The 21,774-nt window shown below is 67.0% G+C and carries 25 protein-coding genes and 1 pseudogene; 16 read left to right on the top strand and 10 right to left on the bottom strand.

What is annotated here, in order from left to right:
* Positions 1 to 8: 8 nt before the first annotated feature.
* The 5 genes from flgH to OU998_RS13365 all read left to right on the top strand — a co-directional run bounded on the left by flgH (position 9) and on the right by OU998_RS13365 (position 4,263).
* Positions 9 to 743, top strand: coding sequence for a flagellar basal body L-ring protein FlgH (gene flgH, locus OU998_RS13345; protein WP_267514124.1), 735 nt, complete (start codon positions 9 to 11; stop codon positions 741 to 743).
* Between the two features lie 104 nt (positions 744 to 847).
* On the top strand, positions 848 to 1,378 hold the full coding sequence (locus tag OU998_RS13350) for a hypothetical protein (protein WP_267514125.1): 531 nt from the start codon (positions 848 to 850) through the stop codon (positions 1,376 to 1,378).
* Between the two features lie 52 nt (positions 1,379 to 1,430).
* Positions 1,431 to 1,889 carry a hypothetical protein gene (locus tag OU998_RS13355; RefSeq protein ID WP_267514126.1) on the top strand — a complete coding sequence of 153 codons (459 nt, stop codon included), beginning with the start codon at positions 1,431 to 1,433 and terminating at the stop codon, positions 1,887 to 1,889.
* A gap of 12 nt (positions 1,890 to 1,901) precedes the next feature.
* The gene (locus OU998_RS13360; protein WP_267514128.1) at positions 1,902 to 2,405 is read left to right on the top strand and encodes a hypothetical protein; all 504 of its coding nucleotides are present in this window, start codon (positions 1,902 to 1,904) and stop codon (positions 2,403 to 2,405) included.
* A 64-nt stretch (positions 2,406 to 2,469) separates the two neighbouring features.
* The gene (locus OU998_RS13365) at positions 2,470 to 4,263 is read left to right on the top strand and encodes a DUF885 domain-containing protein (protein ID WP_267514130.1); all 1,794 of its coding nucleotides are present in this window, start codon (positions 2,470 to 2,472) and stop codon (positions 4,261 to 4,263) included.
* Positions 4,264 to 4,444: 181 nt separating this feature from the next.
* On the opposite strand, the gene OU998_RS13370 is transcribed toward OU998_RS13365, so the two are convergent.
* The 5 genes from OU998_RS13370 to cysG are packed head-to-tail and all read right to left on the bottom strand — an operon-like array spanning position 4,445 to position 9,872.
* The gene (locus OU998_RS13370) at positions 4,445 to 5,443 is read right to left on the bottom strand and encodes a cysteine synthase A (RefSeq protein ID WP_267514132.1); all 999 of its coding nucleotides are present in this window, start codon (positions 5,441 to 5,443) and stop codon (positions 4,445 to 4,447) included.
* 38 nt (positions 5,444 to 5,481) lie between these two features.
* Complete coding sequence (locus OU998_RS13375) at positions 5,482 to 6,561, bottom strand: phosphoadenylyl-sulfate reductase (protein WP_267514133.1); 1,080 nt, start codon at positions 6,559 to 6,561, stop codon at positions 5,482 to 5,484.
* The gene (locus OU998_RS13380; RefSeq protein ID WP_267514135.1) at positions 6,545 to 8,215 is read right to left on the bottom strand and encodes a nitrite/sulfite reductase; all 1,671 of its coding nucleotides are present in this window, start codon (positions 8,213 to 8,215) and stop codon (positions 6,545 to 6,547) included. The genes OU998_RS13375 and OU998_RS13380 overlap by 17 nt, the downstream gene beginning before the upstream one ends.
* The gene (locus OU998_RS13385; RefSeq protein WP_267514137.1) at positions 8,215 to 8,490 is read right to left on the bottom strand and encodes a DUF2849 domain-containing protein; all 276 of its coding nucleotides are present in this window, start codon (positions 8,488 to 8,490) and stop codon (positions 8,215 to 8,217) included. Before OU998_RS13385 ends, OU998_RS13380 begins: the two co-directional genes overlap by 1 nt.
* The gene (gene cysG / locus OU998_RS13390) at positions 8,487 to 9,872 is read right to left on the bottom strand and encodes a siroheme synthase CysG (RefSeq protein ID WP_267514138.1); all 1,386 of its coding nucleotides are present in this window, start codon (positions 9,870 to 9,872) and stop codon (positions 8,487 to 8,489) included. Before cysG ends, OU998_RS13385 begins: the two co-directional genes overlap by 4 nt.
* A gap of 125 nt (positions 9,873 to 9,997) precedes the next feature.
* Between cysG and gcvA the strand changes: the two genes are divergently transcribed.
* Complete coding sequence (gene gcvA / locus OU998_RS13395; protein WP_267514140.1) at positions 9,998 to 10,927, top strand: transcriptional regulator GcvA; 930 nt, start codon at positions 9,998 to 10,000, stop codon at positions 10,925 to 10,927.
* An 18-nt stretch (positions 10,928 to 10,945) separates the two neighbouring features.
* Here gcvA and OU998_RS13400 read toward each other — a convergent pair whose 3' ends face one another.
* From OU998_RS13400 to OU998_RS13415, 4 genes are all read right to left on the bottom strand, one after another.
* The gene (locus OU998_RS13400) at positions 10,946 to 11,449 is read right to left on the bottom strand and encodes a hypothetical protein (RefSeq protein ID WP_267514141.1); all 504 of its coding nucleotides are present in this window, start codon (positions 11,447 to 11,449) and stop codon (positions 10,946 to 10,948) included.
* Positions 11,442 to 11,918 (bottom strand): hypothetical protein, encoded by a 477-nt coding sequence (locus OU998_RS13405; RefSeq protein ID WP_267514142.1) that lies wholly within the window; start codon positions 11,916 to 11,918, stop codon positions 11,442 to 11,444. Before OU998_RS13405 ends, OU998_RS13400 begins: the two co-directional genes overlap by 8 nt.
* 74 nt (positions 11,919 to 11,992) lie before the next feature.
* Positions 11,993 to 12,868, bottom strand: coding sequence for a M56 family metallopeptidase (locus OU998_RS13410; protein ID WP_267514143.1), 876 nt, complete (start codon positions 12,866 to 12,868; stop codon positions 11,993 to 11,995).
* A complete protein-coding gene (locus OU998_RS13415; protein WP_267514144.1) occupies positions 12,861 to 13,229 on the bottom strand; it encodes a BlaI/MecI/CopY family transcriptional regulator in 369 nt (122 codons plus the stop codon). Before OU998_RS13415 ends, OU998_RS13410 begins: the two co-directional genes overlap by 8 nt.
* 239 nt (positions 13,230 to 13,468) lie before the next feature.
* On the opposite strand from OU998_RS13415, the gene OU998_RS13420 reads away from it, so the two are divergent.
* The 10 genes and pseudogenes from OU998_RS13420 to OU998_RS13465 all read left to right on the top strand — a co-directional run.
* On the top strand, positions 13,469 to 13,978 hold the full coding sequence (locus OU998_RS13420; protein WP_267514145.1) for a hypothetical protein: 510 nt from the start codon (positions 13,469 to 13,471) through the stop codon (positions 13,976 to 13,978).
* Between the two features lie 161 nt (positions 13,979 to 14,139).
* Positions 14,140 to 14,685: a hypothetical protein gene (locus OU998_RS13425; RefSeq protein WP_267514146.1), complete on the top strand. Its 546-nt coding sequence runs from the start codon at positions 14,140 to 14,142 to the stop codon at positions 14,683 to 14,685.
* A gap of 5 nt (positions 14,686 to 14,690) precedes the next feature.
* Positions 14,691 to 16,010 carry an outer membrane beta-barrel protein gene (locus OU998_RS13430; RefSeq protein ID WP_267514148.1) on the top strand — a complete coding sequence of 440 codons (1,320 nt, stop codon included), beginning with the start codon at positions 14,691 to 14,693 and terminating at the stop codon, positions 16,008 to 16,010.
* Positions 16,011 to 16,030: 20 nt separating this feature from the next.
* A complete protein-coding gene (locus tag OU998_RS13435) occupies positions 16,031 to 17,461 on the top strand; it encodes an O-antigen ligase family protein (protein ID WP_267514149.1) in 1,431 nt (476 codons plus the stop codon).
* A gap of 102 nt (positions 17,462 to 17,563) precedes the next feature.
* On the top strand, positions 17,564 to 18,862 hold the full coding sequence (purB, locus tag OU998_RS13440; protein ID WP_267514150.1) for an adenylosuccinate lyase: 1,299 nt from the start codon (positions 17,564 to 17,566) through the stop codon (positions 18,860 to 18,862).
* A 43-nt stretch (positions 18,863 to 18,905) separates the two neighbouring features.
* A complete protein-coding gene (locus OU998_RS13445; RefSeq protein ID WP_267514151.1) occupies positions 18,906 to 19,151 on the top strand; it encodes a type II toxin-antitoxin system Phd/YefM family antitoxin in 246 nt (81 codons plus the stop codon).
* On the top strand, positions 19,141 to 19,425 hold the full coding sequence (locus OU998_RS13450) for a type II toxin-antitoxin system RelE family toxin (RefSeq protein ID WP_267514153.1): 285 nt from the start codon (positions 19,141 to 19,143) through the stop codon (positions 19,423 to 19,425). Before OU998_RS13445 ends, OU998_RS13450 begins: the two co-directional genes overlap by 11 nt.
* Positions 19,422 to 19,925: a DNA-deoxyinosine glycosylase gene (locus OU998_RS13455; protein ID WP_267514154.1), complete on the top strand. Its 504-nt coding sequence runs from the start codon at positions 19,422 to 19,424 to the stop codon at positions 19,923 to 19,925. Before OU998_RS13450 ends, OU998_RS13455 begins: the two co-directional genes overlap by 4 nt.
* Positions 19,925 to 20,767, top strand: coding sequence for a formyltetrahydrofolate deformylase (gene purU / locus OU998_RS13460; RefSeq protein WP_267514155.1), 843 nt, complete (start codon positions 19,925 to 19,927; stop codon positions 20,765 to 20,767). Before OU998_RS13455 ends, purU begins: the two co-directional genes overlap by 1 nt.
* Positions 20,768 to 20,854: 87 nt before the next feature.
* Positions 20,855 to 21,043, top strand: a pseudogene (locus OU998_RS13465) (fasciclin domain-containing protein); the annotation flags it as partial.
* Positions 21,044 to 21,226: 183 nt separating this feature from the next.
* Here OU998_RS13465 and OU998_RS13470 read toward each other — a convergent pair.
* Positions 21,227 to 21,550, bottom strand: coding sequence for a DUF1476 domain-containing protein (locus OU998_RS13470; RefSeq protein WP_267514156.1), 324 nt, complete (start codon positions 21,548 to 21,550; stop codon positions 21,227 to 21,229).
* Between the last annotated feature and the right edge of the window lie 224 nt (positions 21,551 to 21,774).

Consider the following 21,774-nt stretch of genomic DNA (forward strand, 5'->3'; position numbering starts at 1 on the left):
CCCTCGTCATGCGCAACCTCCTGATCGTCGCCTCCGTCGCCGCCTCGCTGGGCGCCTGCTCCACCGCCGTCGAGGCCGTTCGCGGGCCGCAACTGGCGCCCATCGGCTATCCCGCCGCCCTGATGCCGGCTCAACAAGCCTATATGGCCGCTCCCGGAATGCGGACCGAAGCCACGCCCGCCAGCGCCAACAGCCTGTGGCGGGTCGGCGCCCGCACCTTCTTCGGCGATCAGCGGGCGCGACGCGTCGGCGACATCCTGACCGTCAACATCGACATCGACGACAGCGCCCAGACCCAGAACTCGACCACGCGGGCGCGCTCCAACGACTCCTCCGCAGGGGTATCGAACCTGTTCGGCCTGGAGAGCAGCCTGGGCCGCCTGCTTCCCGGCGGTTTCGACCCCGCCAGCATGGTGAGCATGGAGGGCGAGACCAACGCGTCGGGCTCGGGCTCGGTGTCCCGCTCCGAAAAGGTCTCCCTGACCGTTGCGGCCGTGGTGACCGAGGTCATGGCCAACGGCAATATGGTGATCCAAGGTCGGCAAGAAGTGCGCACCAACCGCGAGGTCCGCGAACTGACCGTCGCCGGCATCGTGCGGCCGGAAGACATTTCGTCGGCCAATGCGATCAACCACACCCAGATCGCCGAAGCCCGGATCTCCTACGGCGGCCGCGGCGACATCAGCCGGATGCAGGCCACCCCGGCGGCCCAGAGCCTGGTGGAGCGGTTCAGCCCGTTCTGACCGGCCCTGGTGATGCTGCGGTGCCACGGACGGCGATTCGTTCAAGCAGAGCCGTGAACTCTTGATGCGTAACCGCGTTTGCTCGTCAGACGCGAGTACTGACAATGTTCAAGGTTCTGATCCCCGCCGCCGCCGCTATCGCCCTGGTCGCCTTCGCCGCCGGGGCGCCGTCCTCTGAATCCTTCGCCGCCCAGCCGGCCGCCGCCTCCGCAATGCGCTGGCATCTCAGCCACGAGGGCGCGATGGCCAAGCTGGCGTACGGCGTCGAGAACTCTGACCAGCTGGCCCTGATGGTCACCTGCTCGCCGGGCGACTCGACCGCCGTCGTCTATGGCGATGTCCAGCCGGACACGCCGCGCCCGGGCGACTCGACCGCCGTCGTCTATGGCGATGTCCAGCCGGACACGCCGCGCCTGATCGCCGCCTCGCAGGGGCCGTCGCCGATCGATCCCCTCAGCGACGGCGACGCCGCCGAGACGCGGCTGTCCCTGCACGACGCCAGCCTTACGGGCCTGGTCTCGACAGGCCTCATGCAAGTTCGGGGCGAGGCCGGCGCATTCGCCTTGCGCGCCGGCGCTGACGAACGTCGAATGATCGCAGGTTTTCTTACCTATTGCGGATCATCCCGCGCTTGACGACATGATGGAGTGCGCCGCTTTGCGCCTGACCATCAGCGGGGGCTGATTGATGAGCTTCATCCTATCGGCCGTTCTGGCGCTCGCCTTGCAGACGCCGCCGCCCCAGGCGCAGGCCGCGTCCGCCTGGACCTGGACGCTTTACGAGGGCGAGGGCCCCATGGTCCTCGCCAACGAGCTTCCTGACACGCCGGCCCTGAAGGCCACCCTTCAATGCGCGCCCGGATCCGGCGTCGTGGACTTGGCCCTGTACGACGGCGGTGGTCGCCGCCTCCAGGTCCAGCCCGGCTTCGCCCGACTGACCTCCGGCGAGGTCACGACCACCAGCGAGGTGCGAGCGGGCCGGGGCGGCCGGGTGGAGACCACTGTGCGCACAGATCACCCCCTGTTCGCGGCCTTCGTCCGTTCGGGCGACATGGCCCTCATGACCGGAGATCAGACCCTGGCCGTCAAGGTGGATCGGCCCCACCTTGCCAAGCTGCGCCGCTTCGCAGATCGTTGCGCGGGATAAGGGAACCCGATCATGCGCCTGTTGAAAACTCTGACGCCGGCGCTTGCCTTGGCCGGATTGGCCGCCTGCGCCACATCCCCGCAAGCGCCGAACCCTAAGCCTATGGCGGACGCCGGCGCGCCCGCGCCCATAGCCAACTACGACTGGCATATCAGTCTTGAACCGCAGGAAGCGGGCCTGGCCTATGGCGTGGCCAACAGCGACGAAGTGAAGCTTCAGCTGCGCTGCGCGACCGGGTCGGGAGCGCTCGACCTGGCCGCCCTGTTGGACAAGCCGGCCCGCCAGCTTCATCTCGAGTCCGGCGGCGACACCGAACGCTATCCGGCCGTGTCCGAAGACGCCGGCATCACCGACGGCGCCTATGCCGAGGCGGCCGCCAAGACCAGGGATCCTGTCTTCCAGCGCTTCCGCCGTTTGGGCTGGATCGCCGTCTGGGACGGTGAAACCCGGCGAACCTACGCCGCCCATCCGCAGTCGCTGGCCGATATCGAACGGTTCTTCGTCGCCTGTAAATGAACCAGGCGGCTTGACGCCCCCCTCCCGCTCGGCTTGCCTGCGCCCTCTGTTTCGGAGGGGTGTCATGAAGTTCCATTCTCTGGCCGTCGCGGCCGTCATCGCCGCTACGCCACAGGCGGCGGCCTTGGCGCAATCTCGTCCCGCGACGCCCCCCGCCGCCGTCTCCGCCAGCCCGGCCGAGCGCGCACTGGACGCCGTGATCGCGGACTACGAGACCTATCTGAAATCGATCGACCCGATGGCCGCCTCCAGCGAGGGCGATGTCGAGGCCATGGCGCGCGTCCCAGACCTGTCGCGGTCGTTCGAACTGGCCCAGCGCGCGCCTTTGCAAGCCTTCGTCGATCGGCTCAAGGCCATTGATCCGGCGGGTCTTTCCCATGGCGCAGCCATCAACCACGCCTTCCTGCTCTACACCCTGAACCGCAGCATCGAGGGGCTGGACTATGACACCTCGCGGCTGGCCTTCGACAGCGAGGGCGGTCCGGGAACCTGGGCCCTCTATGTCGGCGGAAGCACGCGCCTGAACTCGGTCGCCGAGGCTGAGGCCTATGTCCGACGGATCCGAGGCTTCGGCAGCCTTTACGCCCAGACCACCGACAACGCCCGGCGCGGTCTGGCGACCGGCATGGTCCAGGCCAAGTCCGTCACCGAAAGCGCCTTGACCATAGCGCGCAACGACGTGGCGATCACGCCGGACGCCGAGCCCCTGCTGAAGCCCCTGACCACCCTGCCCCCGACCGTGCCTCAGTCGGACCGCGATCGGCTGACGGCCCAGGCCGCATCGACTGTAGCCGACGTCATCGTCCCGGCCCGGCGGGCCTGGTTGACCTTCCTCGAGACCGAATATCTGCCCAAGGCCCCGGTCGAACCCGGTCTGGGGAACCGCCCCGGCGGCAAGGCCATGTACGCCTATCTGGTGCGCGGCCACACGACCACCGACCTGACGCCGGACCAGATCCATCAGATCGGCCTGTCCGAGGTCGCCCGCATCCGCGCCCGGATGGATGTGGAGATGAAGGCCGCCGGCTGGACCGGCGACTTCGCCGGCTTCCTGGCCTTCCTGCGGAGCGATCCCCAGTTCTACGCCCCGACGCGCGAGGCCCTGATCGAGAAGGCGTCCGAAATGGCCAAGCGTGCGGACGGCGGCCTGCCGGCCCTGTTCGCCACCCTGCCCCGCCTGCCCTACGACGTGCAGCCGGTGCCGCCCCAGATCGAGGAAAACTACACCACCGGCCGCTACAACGGCGGCTCGATGCAGAACGGCGTCGCCGGCCATTATGTGGTCAATACGTCGAAGCTGAACCAGCGGCCGCTGTACGAATTGCCGGCCCTGACCCTGCATGAGGCGGTGCCGGGCCACCATCTCCAGATCGCCCTGCAACAAGAGGCCGAGGGCCAACCCTATTTCCGGCGCCAGGCCAATGTGACCGCCTACACCGAGGGCTGGGGGCTGTACGCCGAATATCTGGGCGAGGAGATGGGCTTCTACCGCACCCCGTATGAGCGGTTCGGCCGTCTGTCCTACGAAATGTGGCGCGCCTGCCGTCTGGTCGCCGACACCGGCCTGCACTGGATGGGCTGGTCAGAGGAACAGGCCCGCGCCTGTTTCCGCGACAACTCCGCCCTGGCGCCCCACAATATCGAGACCGAGCTCCAGCGCTATATCGGCTGGCCGGGCCAAGCCACGGCCTACAAGATCGGCGAGATCCGCCTGCGCGAGATCCGCGCCCGGGCTGAACGCGAACTGGGGCCGAAGTTCAACATCCGCACCTTCCACGACGCGCTGCTGACCGAAGGCCCGCTGCCCCTGGCGCTGCTGGACCAGCGGATGAACGCCTGGATCGCGGCGGAGAAATAGCCGTCACCTCCCCGTTCGCGAAGGCGAACGGGGAGGACAGGTCGCGCAGCGACCAGGAGGGGGCGACTCCGGCGGTGGTGATGACCACGGCAGCTTCTGACACCGAGTCGCCCCCTCCTGGCGCTCGCTGACGCTCCCGCCTGTCCTCCCCGCCGGCATTCGCCGACAGGGAGGTGAGTTTTTAACCCCACGCCGGAACCGGCAATCCCTTCGACGTCAAGAATTCCGGATTGAACAGCTTGGACGCATAGCGCGAACCCGGATCGCACAGGCAGGTGACGATGGTCTTGCCCGGACCGATCTCGCGCGCCAGCCGCACGGCGCCGGCGATATTGACCCCCGCCGATCCGCCCAGCGACAGGCCTTCGTACTTCACCAGATCGAACAGGATCGGCAGGAACTCGGCGTCTTCGATCCGGTAGGCGTGGTCAGGCTTGAAGCCTTCCAGATTGCCGGTGATCCGCGCCACCCCGATCCCCTCGGTGATCGACGAGCCTTCGCCCGTCATTTCCCCCTTGGTGAACCAGTTGAACATGGCCGCGCCGGCTGGATCGGCCAGGGCGATGGTCACCTCGGGCTTCTTCTCGCGCAGATAGGCGGCGACGCCCGAGATGGTGCCCCCCGAGCCGACGGCCGAAACGAAGGCGTCGATCCGGCCGCCGGTCTGTTCCCAGATCTCCGGCGCCGTGGTCGTGTAGTGGGCGTCGCGGTTGGCGGTGTTGTCGAACTGATTGGCCCAGATGGCGCCCGCTTCTTCGCTCTCGTTCAGCTCGGTCGCCAGACGTCCCGAATAGTGGACGAAATGGTTGGGGCTGGAGAAGGGGGCGGCGTCCACCTCGACCAGGCGCGCGCCCAGCGAACGGATGGCCGACTTCTTCTCTTCCGACTGGGTGCGCGGAATGACGATGACCACCGGATGCCCCAGGGCCGCCCCGACCAGGGCCAGGCCGATGCCGGTATTGCCCGCCGTGCCCTCAACAATGGTCCCGCCGGGCTTGAGCGCGCCGGACGCGCGTGCGCCCTGGACGATCGACAGGGCCGCGCGGTCCTTGATCGAGCCGCCGGGGTTCATGAACTCGGCCTTGCCCAGGATTTCGCAGCCCGTCTCATCGGACAGGCGGTTCAGGCGGACCAGCGGCGTATGGCCAATCAGGTCGATGACAGACGTTGTGACGGACACGGTTCAGCTTTCAGGCGAGGTCGAACGAAAGGGGGAGATCAGGCCGCGACCTGACGTCGTCCTAGGTGGATGCCGCACTCGACCTTGTCCATCCCCGACCAGCGTCCGGCGCGCGCCTCTTCGTCGTCTTCGACGGCGCGGGTGCAGGGCCAGCAGCCGATGGAGCGATAGCCCTGCTCAACCAACGGGTGACGCGGCAGGTCGTGCGCCTCCAGCCAGGCCTCGACGTCGTCGGCGTCCCAGTCCGCCAGCGGATTGATCCGCAGCACCCCGTCCAGCACCTCGAACGGCTTCAGCTGGGCGCGCGTCGCGGCCTGATAGCGTTTGCGCCCGGTGATGACGGCGTTGAAACCCACCGTAGCGCGGGCCAACGGCCGCACCTTCCTCAGATCGCAGCAGGCGTCGGCGTCGGTCCGCCACAGGTCGTCGCGGACGTCCAGGGTCGCTTTTTCGTTCGCGTCGGGCGTCACCAGCCGCACATCGGTCAAGCCCAGGGCCTTGGTCAGCTGGGTACGATAGGACAGGGTCTGGAGGAAATGCTGACCCGTCTCCAGAAACACCACCGGCACGTCCCGGTCCGTCTCGGCGACGATGTGCAGCAGGGCCGCCGATTCCGCCCCGAACGAGGATATGGCCCCGACGCGCAGGCCCAGGGCCGGGTCCAGGGCCGCCTTCAAGATTTCCGAAGCGTCCTTGCCCTCGGTCTCGCGGTTCAGCCAGTCGGCCAGGCCTTGCAGATCAGGGTCGTTCGACGCCGCCCGGCGCCTCTGCCAGATGGTGGGCGCCGGATCGACCGCCGGCTGATAGGAACCGCTGAAGGCCTGATCCATCCGCGCCCAGGCCGCCGTGTCCGCGCCCGGCGCCAGCTCGACCGCGTCGAAGCCCGAGCGCCGCAGATGCCGCGCCTGATCGGGCAAGACCTTGCCCGCCGCGATCAGCCGTCCGGCATAGCCCCGCTCGCGCAGCACCGCCGCCAGCGAGAACCCACGCCCGTCGCGAAAGGCGTCGAATTCCAGCACCAGGACGTCGGTCGCGGCGGCGGCCGCCTCGACCTCGTCCAGCGGGGTCGTGACCGACAGACGCGGTCCGTTCTGAACCCCTTCAAGCGTTTGCAGCATCGAGCGTCTCATAGATGGCGTCGCGGAAGGGATCGGGACCGACACGGCGCACCGTGTCGATAAACCGCTCGCCCTCGGCGCGGATTTCAAGATAGCGGTCCAGGGTCCGCTGGATCGCGGGCGCGACCTCGTCGGCGGGCAGGCTCTTACCGACGATGTCGCCCAGGGCCGCCTGTTCGTCAGGCGAACCGCCGACGGTGATCTGGTAGTATTCCTCGCCCTTGCGATCCACGCCCAGCACGCCGATGTGGCCGACATGGTGGTGGCCGCAGGCGTTGATGCACCCGCTCATATTGATCCGGACCGGCCCCAGCCGTTCCTGATAGTCCATATCGGCCAGCCGCTTCGACAGGGCCTGGGCGACCGGGATCGACCGGGCGTTGGCCAGGCTGCAGTAATCCAGTCCCGGACATGCGATGACATCCGTCGCCAGATCGGCGTTGGCCGTGGCCAGCCCCGCCTCCAGCAGCGCCCGCCACAGCGCCGGCACATCGTCCAGCTTCACATGCGGCAGGACCAGGTTCTGCTCATAGGCGGCGCGCAGTTCGTCGAAGGCATAGCGCTCAGCCAGATCCGCCACCGCGTCCATCTGGTCCGCCGTGATGTCGCCCGGCACCCCGCCGACCGGCTTCAGCGACACCACCACCGAGGCATAGCCCGGCTGGCGGTGACGCCGCACATTGTTCCTCGCAAACCGGGCAAAGTCCGGATCGGCCAGCAGGGCGCGGTCAAACGGCGCGCTGGCCTTGGGCAGGTCCTCAAACGGCGGCGGGGCGAAATAGGCCTTGATCCGCTCGGCCTCGTCTTCCGGAATCCGCAGGTCTTCGAGGCGCAGGGAGGCATAGTGCTTCTCCACCTCCTCGCGGAAGGCCTCCAGCCCGACCGAGGCGACCAGGATCTTGATCCGCGCCTTATGGATATTGTCGCGCCGCCCCAGCAGGTTCCACGCCCGCAGGATGGCGGTCAGATAGGCCAGCAGGTCCGCCGCCGGCACGGCCGAAGCGATCTCCTGGCCGATATGGGGCAGACGCCCCTGCCCTCCGCCGACGAAGACGCGGAAGGCGGTCCCGCCGTCCGCGCCGCGCACGATCTGAAGGCCCACGTCATGGGTGCGGATCGCCGCCCGGTCCTTCTCGGCCCCGATCACCGCGATCTTGAACTTGCGCGGCAGGAAGCTGAACTCCGGGTGGATGGTCGACCACTGGCGGATGATCTCGCACCAGGGGCGTGGATCCTCGATCTCGTCGTCGGCGGCGCCGGCGAAGACGTCGGTCGTGGTGTTGCGGATGCAGTTCCCCGAGGTCTGGATGGCGTGCATCTCGACATCGGCCAGATCGCTCAGGATCGCCGGCAGGTCGGTCAGGGCCGGCCAGTTGTACTGGATGTTCGTCCGCGTGGTGAAATGGCCGTAGCCCTTGTCATAGGTGCGGGCGATATGGGCCAGCTGGCGCATCTGCCGGCTGTTGAAGGTCCCATAGGGAATGGCGACCCGCAGCATATAGGCGTGCAATTGCAGATAGACCCCGTTCATCAGCCGCAACGGCTTGAACTCGTCCTCGGTCAGGGCGCCGGACGCGCGGCGCGCCACCTGGTCGGAGAATTCCTCGACCCGTTCACGCACCAGGGCGTGGTCGAACTCGTCATAGCGATACATCAGCCCACGCCTCCCGCGACACTGTGGCCGACGGTCGGTCCGGCGGAGCGAATCCGCTCCTTCAGCCGGTCACGGCCCGAGGGCGTGCGGTCCTGAACCTCGACCAGATAGGGATTGACGAAGATGTCCGGTCGCCCGGCGACCTCGGCCAGCACGATCTCGGCCGTGGCGTCATCCAGGGTCGAGGCCTGGCCAATGCCCTCGACCGGCTGATTGTCCACGCCGGCATAGATGACGCGGCCATCCGACAGACGGTTTGCGGTGACGATCTTCACGCCGCAACCTCCGCCCGCACATCCAGTTGGGCCGCGGAAAACGCCGCCGTCTCGCCGACGAACAACAGGGCGGGACCGTTCAGGTCGGCGCCCCGCACCAGTGCGCCCAGCCCGTCCAGACGGCCCGTCAGCACCCGCTCGTCCGGCCGGCTGCCGTTCTCGACAATGGCCACCGGGGTCGAACCCAGACGTCCCGCCGCCATCAGCTTGGCCGCCGTCTCCTCGGCGCGGTCCACGCCCATATAGATGGCCAGGGTATGATTGGGCGCGGCCAGCCTGGCCCAGTCGGCGTCGCCCCCGCCGGGCTTGGCCTGGGCGGTCACAAAGGTCACCGCCTGGGCGTGGTCGCGGTGGGTCAGCGGAATCCCCGCCGAGGCCGCGCAGGCCAGGGCCGCCGTCACGCCCGGCACGACGAAGACCGGCACGCCCGCCGCCCGCATGGCCTCCAGTTCCTCGCCGCCGCGACCGAAGACGAAGGGATCGCCGCCCTTCAGCCGCACGACCCGGTGGCCGGCCTTGGCTTCCTCGATCATCAGGGCCTCGATCTGATCCTGGGGCACCGAATGTTCGCCGCGCGCCTTGCCGACGTACAGACGTTTGGCGTCGCGCCGCGCCCGCTCCAGCACCGCATCGGGCACCAGACGGTCGTGGATGATGACGTCGGCGTCCTGAAGCACCCGCAGCGCCTTTAGGGTCAGCAGCTCCGGATCGCCCGGCCCCGCCCCGACGATGTGGACCACGCCCTGTTCCGGCGCCGCCGAGTTCAGCAGCCGCAACATCTCGCGCCGCGCCTCAGCCGTGCGGCCTGCCGCCGCCAGATCGGCCGCCGGTCCCCGGAAGGCCTTCTCCCAGAACCGACGCCGGGCCATGAAGTCGGGCACATTCGCCTTGACCGTGTCGCGCAGCTCGCGCGCCAGCCGGGCCACATTGGCCAGTCCGGCCGGCAGCACGCCCTCGATCCGCGAACGCACGTCGCGCGCCAGTATGGGGGCCGATCCGCCGGTGGCGACCCCGATCACCACCTCATCGCGGTCGATCAGGGCCGGGGTCTGGAAGTCGCTCAGATGGGGCTTGTCGACCACATTGACCTGAGCCCCCGCCGCCCGCGCCAGGGCGCCCAGCCGCGTCAGCTCATCCGCGTCGTCCAGCGCCATGAACACCAGTCGCGCCCCCGCTAGATCGCCAGCGTCCGGCGACCGCAGCAGCGGCGTCGGCGCGGTCAGGGGCGTCTCCATCCGGGGCGGCGCCCCGTCTGGCGTGAACCACAGCAGCTCGGCTGGCGTGTTCAGAAACAGTCGCAGCTTCGCCAGCGCCGGCTCGCCGCCGCCGATGATCACGATCTTTGCGGCCTCCAGCGGGATGGCGGCGAGAAATACACGCATGGGTCTTGCTTTCAGGGTCGCCAGGAGAGGAAGAAGGGACGACGGCAGGACGCGAACCATCGGCTTCCCCGCCCAGACCCGCAAACCAGATTGCCTTTGGCTCGCTGATAGGATTTCTAACGGCGATGGCCCGTTCCCTGCTCCCGCTCAACGCTCTGCGCGCCTTCGAGGCCGCCGCGCGTCACCTGAACTTCTCGCGCGCCGCCGACGAACTGGCCGTGACGCCGGGCGCCGTCAGCCAGCAGATCCGCCTGCTGGAAGACATCGTCGGCGGCCCCCTGTTCGTGCGCGAGGCGCGCGGCCTGCAACTGACCGACCTGGGCCGATCCTCGGTGCCCCTGCTGCGCGAAGGGTTCGAACGGCTGATGGACGCCTCGGCCCTGCTGCGCGAACCACCGCGCCGCCGCCAGGTGTCGATCAGCGTCGCGCCCGGCTTCGCCTCAAAATGGCTGATGCCCCGCATGGACGACTTCCACGCGGCCCATCCCGAGATCGAGCTGTGGATCTCCGCCGACATGGAGCCGGCCGACCTGACCGAGGGCAAGGTCGATCTCGCCGTCCGCTACGGCCCTGGCGACTATCCCGGCCTGACCGTGGACCGGCTGATGACCGAGACGGTTCTGCCTGTCTGCGCCCCGTCGCTGATGGACGGCGAAAACGCCATCCGCAAACCCGCCGACCTGATGCGCCACATCCTGCTGCACGACATGTCCAACGACGGCGACCCCAGCCGCCCGGACTGGGCCATGTGGCTGAAGGCGCGCGGGGTGCGCCACCCCGACCCGCGCCGGGGCTCGCGCTTCAATCAGTCGGGCCTGTTGATCGAGGCCGCCATCGCCGGGCGCGGCGTCGCCCTGGCCAAACGCACCCTGGCCCAGGCCGACCTCGCCTCGGGCCGCCTGGTCGCCCCCTTCCCCGATGGCTCCGAAGCGGTCGGTTTCGCCTATTCCGTCGTCCAGCCCCGCGACCGCCCCCCCTCGCCCAGCGCCACGGCCTTCGTCGCCTGGCTGAAGCGCCAGGCGGTCGATCACGACAATACGATGGGGCAGCTCTAAGGGAACCGCCGTCCCGCCTCACCAGGCGGAAGGCCAAATCTGGTTGCTGCGCCCGCCATCCTGATCGCTGTTTTCACCGACGCGCCAACCCTTGGGACAGGGTCCGAGCCGCACGTATCGCCTCTGCTGGACGAAGACCTCGGGCGGACGCGCATTCAGCCGTTCCGTGCGGAAATCGACACTGAACCTGTCCGCGGAGCCTGTTTTGCGCGTTCGCACCAGGAATCTCTGGCCGGACAGGGTGCAGGTCTGGATTTTTCCGCCCTCGATCTCGACCGGCGCCCGCGTGATTTCACAGGCCTGCCCCTGAACCGAAGGCATCAACTCGGCAAAACCGTCGCTGAGTTTCCGGTCGGCGCAGATCCGCACCGGCCGAGCGCCCCCGTCCGACGTCTCGACCTGCCACAGCGCCGGCGGATCCACCGCCGCCTGCCGGTCCAGCCAACGGTTGGTGTCGGCCTCGCAAGCGGTCAGCATCAAGACCGCGACCAGGCCGACCACCGCCCGCCCGCCCTCATTCACCGCCCAGTTCCTTGCCCAAGCGACGGTCGTGAACCGCCTGTAGATGGGCCAGGCTGAACACCGCGACAGCAGAGGCGAGCGTACCCGCGACAGCGATCAGCGCCAGTTCCGCATTGCCCTGGGCCAATTGCAGGGGCGACGGCGGTCGGTTGAACCAGGCCTGGGCGACATTCCAGCAGAGGAGATTGTGGAACACGGCGGTTAGGGCGATCAATGGACCGCCGACGCGCAATCCGGACACAAGGCCCGCTCCGGCAGACGCCCGCCCCAATCGTCCCCTCACCCCGATCACCAGGGCTGCGATCGCACAGGCCAACAGACCCAGAACAATCAGCTTGTTCGTCGGCCCCGCATCATTGAAGGCCACGAGAATTTTCACGCCGTGCCCGCCCGGCTCCACGCTTTGCGCCTGGGCGCTCCACGCGGCCAGACTCGCCGCCACGATTAGACAGGACGCCTTGAGGCGCATGACATCTCTCCCGGTGAGTTACAAATGTAGTCTGATTTACATTTGTAGATCGGTCAAGTCCGCCCTTTGCGCTTTCAATGCGCCTGCACCGGCGGCAACAGTCGAAGATTGAGAACTATTCCCGGCCGCACGCGCTGGACCTCGGGCGTGGGCGGTTGAAGCCGCCAGGCCGCGCACGCCGCAACCGCCAGAACCGCGACGGTGAAAAGCAGTCCGGCGCTGGACGGCGACCAGCAACTGAGCCGCAACGCCTGGAGTCGCGCCTCCAGCGCCGCGACGCCGCCCTGTGTCCACCCGCACCCGATCGGGCCGGCCGACGCCGATCCCGCCTTCAACAAGGCTTCCGCATAGAGCCGCCGTCGGCCGGGCCGTCCCGCCATCACCGTGGCGTCGCAGGCCAGTTCCTGGTCGAACCGCAGCAACCCGGCGCCGACATGGGCGAACGGATTGAACCAGAACAGACACACAAGCCCCGTGACGACGGCATTGACCCTCAAATCCCCCCGATCACGGTGCGCCCGTTCGTGTGCGCGGATCAGGGCGACTTCGTCCTGCGACCATCGACGGTCGGCGTCGGCCGGCATGACCAGCCGCCCGACCAGCACGCCGACAAGGGCGGGGCCCGCCTCACCTCGTCGCTCAAGCGCGGCGAACCGGCGCTGAGCGCTGACCATCGCCAAGGCGCTGACCAGAACGCCGGCGAACCAGATCGACGCCAGGCCGATCTGGACCTCCCGTTCAGCAAACAGACCCAGACCCGCCGCCCCCGCAAGCCCGCCTTCCCGCGGAACACAGACCGCGACCAAGGCGGCGGGAACCGCCCACCACAGCCCATAGGCGGCGCGGGGGCCGAACCGCCGGCGGAAAACCCCTCGAAGACAGACAACCAGCCCGACCGCGCCCGCCAGGGCCAGGTTCATCTCCGCCAACAGGCCGATCAGGTCACGCATCGTCGTCCAACCGGTCGATCAGCGCCTTCAGCCGCCGACGATCCTCGCCGCTCAGCGTCTTGCGATCCGCAAACTGCGCCACGAGCGGGGCGAGCTGTCCCCCGAACAACCGGTCCAGCAGGGTCTCGCTCTCGGCCTGCACATAGTCCGCCCGTTCCAGCACCGCTTGATAGCTGTGCCGGCCATTGGCCCGCGCCGACCGAATGGCGCCCTTGCGCAGCAAGCGGTTGATCAGGGTCTTCACCGTCGCCTCGCCCCAGCTCGCCTTCGACAAGACAGCGGCGATCAGATCCTCCGCGGACATAGGCTGGCCCCGCCACAAGGCCTCCATGACGGTGAACTCGGCATCCGTGATTTTCATGCTCATAGGCCCCATGTGGATGGACGCGTGTAATATGAACATTCTCGAGCCGTCATTGAAACAGGAAAACACCCGAGATCTGCGCGGCCATATCGGGACGGCTTTGTGGCGCAAATCTTGATGGAGCCATTGGCGCAACCCCGCGTCGCCGCTTAGAACGCCCCACAATGCTACAACCGTCGCGCAGAAGACTGAAGAGCAAGGCCGCCCCCAGGGGGGATCGCTGGGTCGCGCCGGCGATGCTGATCTTTGGCGCCGCCACGGCGATATGGGCCGCCGTTCTGGCCTCAAGCCTGACCTGGCCCGCCATTCCTTTCCCGTCAGGCTTGGCGGCTCACCACGAGAAGCGCGCCGATCTGGCCTTGAGCGCTCCGAAGCCGTCTCCGGCGACTCTCCAAGCCGCCGCCATCGAAAACGAACGGACGCTGACGTCCTCGCCGACCACAGCTACCGCCTGGCTGCGCGCCGCCTATATTCGTCAACAACAGTCCGGCGCGCTGGATGCGGAAAGCTTGCGCTACATTGAGACCTCCTACCGCGTCGCCCCCCTGGGCCCCGGCGTCAGTCCTTGGCGAATTCTCTTCGTCTTCGAAAACTGGCCGACAGTAACGCCGACGATCCGATCTGCAGCCGTGACAGAACTCCGCGCTTTCGCCGGGTCAAACAAGGGGGCGCGCGCTTTGGTGGATACGATCAGGAACCCGACCGGACGCCTAGCCGCCAAGCTTGCAATCCGCAAACCGCGATGAACCCACGCCTGAACCCGTCTCGCTGGACGCCAACCTCTACGCTTACGCCCGCCACAACATAACGTCGCTCATTGTGAGTAGCTTTTCGTCTCAGTAAACGTTATATTCACCAACATCAGACGCGCAAAATGCCCTTGGGCTTGCGCGCGAAGGGGATAGTCATGAAGAAGTTCACGCTTGGGAAAGCCTTGGCTGCTGCCGCAGTCGCGGCCGTGGTTGGCGGCCCGGTAACCGCCGCCGTGTGGAACGCGGCCGCCCAGGACGCCCCGCCGGCGGCGGCGTCGTCCGCTCAGCTAACGGTTCAACTGAAGGCCGCGATTACGCAGACGACGGCGTCTCTCTCGGGCCGCTCCATCACCGACGCGGAGGCGCAAGCGGTCTACTCCACCGCGCTGCAAAACGTGATCGTCGCTAGCGGCGCGAGCCCGGAAGTGGTTGCTGCCGCCCTCGAGGCTGCACTGGCAGAATTGCGCGCAGAGGGCACGCTTCCTGCGGCTGCTGCGGCGGCGATACAATCAACCTTGGCTGCCGTTATTGCCGAAAACCAAGGCGGCCCCGCCGCTACGGGGGCGACGCCGGCCTGCCCGCGTTCGGCGCGCCCCCGACGTCCAGCGCCGGCGGCGGCGGCCCGGACTACGGAACGACTACCTAACCAAACGACTTCGGTTAAGGCCGACCCTCCCCGGTCGGCGACTTCAGGGATCTGAACACCATGCGCTTCATGAGCAGCAACGCCCTTCTGCGCGCCGGCGCGGCCTCGATCGTGGCCGTGGGCGCCGTCGCCACCGCGGGCGAAACAGCCGCTCAGTCGTCGATTGCTTCGGCCCAGCGCCAGTCCGTGGACATGTTCGCTCGTGATCGTGGCGTCGGCGTTCGCGAGCGCGCTCGTCCGGAATATGAAGCCTTGGGCCTGGGTGCGGGCGCCTTTACAATCTTCCCCAAGCTCCAGCTCGACGCCGAGTACAATGACAATGTCTTCGCCTCGGAGACGGACGAACAGGACGACTTCATCTTCCGAATCCGTCCTGAAGTCTTGGCGGAGTCGGACTGGTCGCGCCACTCGCTACAGGCCTATGCGCGCAGTGTGATCAGCCGCAATGCTGACTTTGATAGTGAAGACACCACCGACTGGACTGTCGGCACCCGGGGCCGGCTCGACGTCGTCCGCGGCTCGTCCGTCAGCGGCGGCGCTGAATACGGGCATCTGACAGAGCCGCGCTCCTCGACCAATACCGCCCAGTCTTCGGTCGACCCGATCGAATACGACCTCGCCTCGGCCTATGTCGGCGCGGTGCGCGCAAAGGGCCGTGTCCGCGTGTCGGGCCGCGCGGATTTGAAGTCCTGGGATTACGAGGACGGCGAGACCGCTGCAGGCGACGTGATCGACCAAAGCGCGCGTAACCGGACCAACTTCGCCCTCGCGGGCCGCGTCGATTACGCCCTCAGCCCCGCCACCGCCCTCTTCGGCATGGTGACGGGTAACGAGCGAGATTACGACAGCAACACGTCGACAACGACCCCGGCGCGGGATTCTTCGGGTGTCGAAGCCCTGGTCGGGGTCAATTTCGAACTGGGCGCCGTCAGCCGAGGCGAAGTCGCGGCCGGCTACATCAGCCAGAGCTATGATAACGCCGCCTACACCGACATCGACGGTTTTGGCGGTCGCGCCCAACTGGAATGGTTCCCGACCGAACTGACCACTGTGACCGCCAACGTCTCGCGCACTATCGAGGACGCGGGCATCATCGGCTCTGCCGGCTATCTCAGCTCTGAAGTCGGCGGCAAGGTTGACCATGAACTGCTGCGCAATCTGATCCTCACAGGCCAGCTGACCTACAGCAAGGACGATTACAACGCGATCGACCGTGACGATCAGCGGGTGAACGCCTCCATGGCCGCCACCTACCTGCTGAACCGCAACTATGGCGTCACCACCACCCTGTCCTATCTGGACCTGAGCTCAGACGGCGTTCAAGCTGGTCCCAGCTATGCCGTGACCCGCCTGTTCGTCGCGCTGGTCGCCCAGTTCTGACGCCCAGGAGTCCCGCGACCATGGAGGGCGACGTCGTCGCTTCTGACGTCCCCTCTTCGTCCGGCCGCAAACGGCGGCGGCGCAGTCAGGTCTCTTCCGCCACGAGCGGAACTCGCGCTGCGGACCTGAAGCTCTCGGATTACGCCGCACTCAGTGCGCCGGTCCTGGCCTTCACTCTGGCCCATTTCTTCGGCGGTGCGGCCGAGCCGACGGCGGCCCTTTGGTTCACCGCCCTGATCGCCCTGCTGATGCCCGCCATGATCATCCTCGGCGACCGGCGGGACGAATTGGGGCTGATCTGGCCGGGCCGGATCGTGGCCGGTCTGTTCGCCCTGGTTCTGCTTGTCGCGGTCTGGACCCTGGTGGCGCCTGCGCGCGGAACCTCGACGCCCTGGGCGAACTTGAACGGTCCCGGAGCCATCACCTGGGACAAGTCCTCCACCCTGATCGAAATCGCCAAACTCTGCGGCCTGGCGGGCTTGTTCAGCCTTGGATGTCTGGCAGGGGGGCGAAAACGGCGCGTCGCAGGCGCGGTCCGCATCATCCTGACCTTGGGGGCTGTCTGGGCCGCTGTAGGACTTCTCCTGATAATCGGCGGCGCCTCCCAAGGCTTGGAGGGGCTGCATCTCACGACAGGCGGCCGTCTGACCAGCGGCTTCCAGAGCGCAAACAGCGGTGCGACGGTGTACGGTATCCTGGCCGTACTGTCGGTCGCCAGCCTGGCCCGGGCGATCCGGAACCTGCGCCTGGGTCGCACGCCGAAGCGCAGCCTCGCGGTCGGCGCCGCCCTCGCCTGCGTCCTGTTGTTCACGACCTGCCTGATGTTGACCGCTTCGCGCATGGGGGTTGCGGCGACCGCCTTCGCCATCGTCGCACTCCTCGTCTGGGAAACCTTCAGCCGCAAGGAAAGACCGTCGCGACGCCTGATCCTCCTGGCTCTTGCCGGCGCCACCGCCGCAGTGTTCAGCATAGGGGGGGCCGACCTCCTGTGGTCCCGTCTCGAGAATGTGGATTCCGATGCGGCGACCCGCGGCGTCATCTTCTCGGTTCACTGGAACGCCTTCCTCCAGTCTCCCCTGTTCGGCCACGGCCTGGGCAGTTTCAGCGCGGTCAACGCCCAGCAGATGACGCCCGAGAACTACGGCGCCCTGCGCATCATCGGTGCGGCGCACAACGTCTATATCCAGTGGCTGGAAGAAACGGGCGTCCTGGGCGCCCTGCCGATGTTCGCCCTGATCGTCCTGATCATCGCCACCGCCATTCGACGGTCCGCCTTGCTGGACACGGGCGCCACGCTTCAGCGTGGACTGATCGCGGCCAATCTGGTGCTCTTGATCCACGGCGCCACCGACTATGCGATCCAGGTTCCCTCTATCGCGGCCTTTTGGGCCTATTTGCTGGGTCTGCAGTTCGCCTATGGAAAGGCGCGCACAGGCAAGCCGTCGGCCTGACGTAAACTGGCCTAGCCCCATTCGGCTTGAAACCCGGGTTTTTGCGAGCGCCCTCCCCACAAACCTTGACTCCCGGCCGCCCCGGACCGACACGACCGCCCCATGATCACCCGCTATTCCCGCCCCGCCGCCGCCGCCATCTGGTCGCAAGAGACCAAATACAAGATCTGGTTCGAGATCGAGGCCCATGCGGCGACCAAGATGGCCGAGCTCGGCGTCATCCCCCAGGATGCGGCCGACGCCATCTGGGCCAAGGGCAAGGACGCGAGCTTTGACGCCGACCGCATCGACGAGATCGAACGCACCACCAAGCACGACGTCATCGCCTTCCTGACCCATGTGGCCGAGATCGTCGGCGACGAGGCCCGCTTCCTGCACCAGGGCATGACCTCGTCGGACGTGCTGGACACCTGTTTCGCAGTCCAGCTGGCCCGGTCGTCGGACCTGCTGATTGACGGCGTCGATCGTGTCCTGGCGGCGCTGGAGACCCGCGCCAAGGAGCATAAATACACCCCGACCGTCGGGCGTTCGCACGGCATCCACGCCGAGCCCGTCACCTTCGGCCTGAAGCTGGCCGGCTCTCACGCCGAGTTCCAGCGCGCCAAACGCCGCCTGATCACCGCCAAGGAAGAAATCGCCACCTGCGCCATCTCGGGCGCCGTCGGCACCTTCGCCAACGTCGATCCGGCCGTCGAACAATATGTGGCCGACAAGATGGGGCTTCAGGTCGAGCCGGTCTCGACCCAGGTCATCCCGCGCGACCGCCACGCCGCCTTCTTCGCCGCCCTGGGCGTCGTCGCCAGCTCGGTCGAGCGCCTGGCCGTCGAGATCCGCCACCTGCAACGCACCGAGGTGCTGGAAGCGGAAGAGTTCTTCGACAAGGGCCAGAAGGGCTCGTCGGCCATGCCGCACAAGCGCAACCCGATCCTGACCGAGAACCTGACCGGCCTGGCCCGTCTGGTCCGTTCGGCCGTCACCCCGGCGATGGAAAACGTCGCCCTGTGGCATGAGCGGGACATCAGCCATTCGTCGGTCGAGCGCGGCATCGGCCCCGACGCCACCATCCACCTGGACTTCGCCCTGCACCGCCTGGCCAACGTCGTCGAGCGGCTGAACGTCTATCCCGAGAACATGCAGGCCAACATCGACCGCCTGGGCGGTCTGGTGCATTCGCAGCGCGTCATGCTGGCCCTGACCCAGGCGGGCATCTCGCGCGAGGCCGCCTATGCCGCCGTGCAGGAGAACGCCATGAAGGTCTGGCGCGGCGAAGGCGTGTTCCTGGACTTCCTCAAGGCCGACGAGCGCGTCACCCTGCCCCACGAACAGCTCGAGGCCCTGTTCGACCTCGGCTATCACACCAAGAACGTGGACGTGGTGTTCAAACGGGTGTTCGGAGACTGATATTCAGGATTGAAAATCGCACCGATTTTCGTACTGTATCGCCATGCAACGGGTCGAAGCCTCGGTCGCGGTCAGCGTGTCTGACCTGAAGAAGAGCCCCAGCGCCGTCATGGACGACGCGGCGGGCCAGACCGTGGCCGTGCTGAACCACAATCGGGTCATGGCCTATATGGTCCCCGCCGCCGCCTATGAGGCGATGGTCGAACGTCTGGACGACCTTTCGCTGATCGAGACCATCCGCCAGCGGCAGGACGAGACGCCGGTGCGCGTCTCGCTCGATGCCCTTTGATCTTCAGTTCCTCCCCTCCGCACTGAAGGAGTGGGAGAAACTGGGCGCGCCCGTCCGCAGCCAGTTCAAGAAGAAGTTGGCCGAGAGGCTGGAACATCCGCGTGTTCCGAAGGATGCGCTTCACGGCATGCGCGACCATTACAAGATCAAGCTGCGGGACGCGGGATTTCGGCTCGTCTACAAGGTCGAAGACGCCAAAATAACAGTGACGGTCGTCGCCGTGGGCAAGCGAGAGCACAGCCGCGTCTATAGGGACGCCGCAAGACGGGAATGACCAAGAGCGCCTTCCCCCCCGTTATCAACGCCGCCACCCGCCTGCTGATCCTCGGCAGCCTGCCCGGCGACGCCTCGCTGAAGGCGGCGCAGTATTACGCCCATCCGCGCAACGGCTTCTGGCCCCTGATCGGCGGCGTGCTGGACGAAGCCCTGACCGCCCTGCCCTATGCGGATCGGCTGGAACGGTTGAAGGCGCGCGGCGTCGGCCTGTGGGACGTGATCGCCTCGGCCGAACGGTCCGGCAGTCTGGACGCCGCCATCCGCTCACCCGAGGCCGCCGACCTGCGCGGCCTGATCAAAGGCCTGCCCCAACTGCGCGCGGTCGCCTTCAACGGCAAGCTGGCGGCCGGGCTGGGTCGGCGCATCCTGTCCGACCTCGACGGCCTTGCCTTGGTCGACCTGCCGTCCTCCAGCCCCGCCCATGCAATATCCTTGTCGGCAAAGGCGGCGAGCTGGGCCATACTCGGGAAGTTTCTCCTGGATAAGCCTGCCGCCTGATGATCCTGACCCTTTCCTGCCCCGACCGCCACGGCATAGTGGCGGCCGTGTCCGCCTTCCTGCTGGAGCGGGACGCCAATATCTCGGACGCCCAACAGTTCGGCGACGCCTCCAGCGCCACCTTCTTCATGCGCGTGGTGTTCGAGCCGGCCGACGGCGATCCACAAGGCGCGATCCATGACGCCTTCGCCCCTCTGGCCGACCAGTTCGCAATGGACTGGACCTTGCGTGGGCCCGAGCCGCGCAAGGTGATGATCCTGACGTCAAAATTCGATCACTGTCTGGCGGACCTGCTTTACCGCTGGCGGATCGACGAACTGCCCATGGACGTCACGGCCGTCGTCTCCAACCATCCGCGAGACATGATCGGCCATGTCGATCTGGGCGACCTGCCCTTCCATCATCTGCCCGTCAGCGCCGCCGACAAGCCGGCGCAGGAGGCCGAACTGCTGCGCCTGATCGAATCCACAGGCACCGAACTGGTCGTGCTGGCGCGCTATATGCAGATCCTGTCCGACGACCTCAGCCGGCGGCTCGAGGGCCGTTGCATCAATATCCACCACTCCTTCCTGCCCGGCTTCAAAGGCGCCCGCCCCTATCACCAGGCCCATGCCCGCGGGGTAAAGGTGATCGGCGCCACCGCCCACTACGTCACCCCCGACCTGGACGAAGGCCCGATCATCGAACAGGATGTCGAACGGATCAGCCACCGCGACACGCCGGAAGATTTGATCCGTAAGGGTCGTGATATCGAACGACGCGTCCTAGCTCGCGCGGTCCGAAGACATCTCGAGGACCGCGTTTTGCTGCACGGCACAAAGACCGTCGTCTTCGAAGACTGAATGGTCAAGCTGCGTCCTCTTGTCACGCCGCATGCATCCTTTAGGTGAAATCGAACGTAACCTTGTCGCGGCCGCCACAACGCGGGCCAGGCCCAGGCCAACGGCGGGACCGCCACCCTGGAGACGGTTCAGGGCGAGGAATTGAAGGTCGCGGCCGGCCCGAACAACACCTGGGTCATCACCGACGCCAAGGGCGGCGCGTCCACCATCACCCAGGCCGACGTGGCCCAGTCGAACGGCATGGTCCACGTGATCGACACGGTGCTGACGCCCTAAAAAATAATTTCGTTCTGTTCGGAACGGGCTGAAACCAAATCCCCCGCTCCGTGTTCTTCAAGGGCGCGAGACGCACCGTAAGCCGGGTCAGACATCCCCCAACGTCCCCGGCAAAAAAGAAAGGGCCGCACTTTCCCCCGGGTGCGGCCCTTTCGAATTCTCAACTGACCCGAAGGCCAGACCTTATTCGCCGGCGCGAATCTGCTCGCGGGCGATGGAGGCCAGTTCGTCGATCTTGGAGCGGATTTCGCCTTCTGACACCGCCAGGCCCGAGGCCTTGAAGTCGCCGGCGACCTTGCGGAACACGTCCTCGTCGCCCGGCTGCTCCATGTCGGCGCGCACGATGGCGGCGGCGTACTGGTCGCTGCTTTCGGCCGACAGGCCCATTTTCTCGGCCGCCCAGTGGCCCAACATCTTGTTGCGCCGGGCGATGGCCTTGAATTCCTGCTCCTGATCGAGGGCGAACTTGGCCTCGAAGGCCTTTTCCCGATCGTCGAAGGTGGTCATGTCGCCAGCATAGCTCCGCACGCCCCTCACTCAGGGACTAGGGCGTCTATAGCCCGCCCGCGCCTGAACGCAACATGACTTCCGTCGCGTCAGTCGCCGATCTCGGGTTTACGGCCCGGCCTTATTTGTATCGAGAGCCGCCTTAAGCTAAGGAGACCGCGAACGAGATTGACTGCCCGAACGATTCCGAAACGCGCCGCCAGGACCGGGTCTTCCCCTTTCCA

Source organism: Brevundimonas sp. SL130 (genome assembly GCF_026625805.1).
Classification (GTDB): domain Bacteria; phylum Pseudomonadota; class Alphaproteobacteria; order Caulobacterales; family Caulobacteraceae; genus Brevundimonas.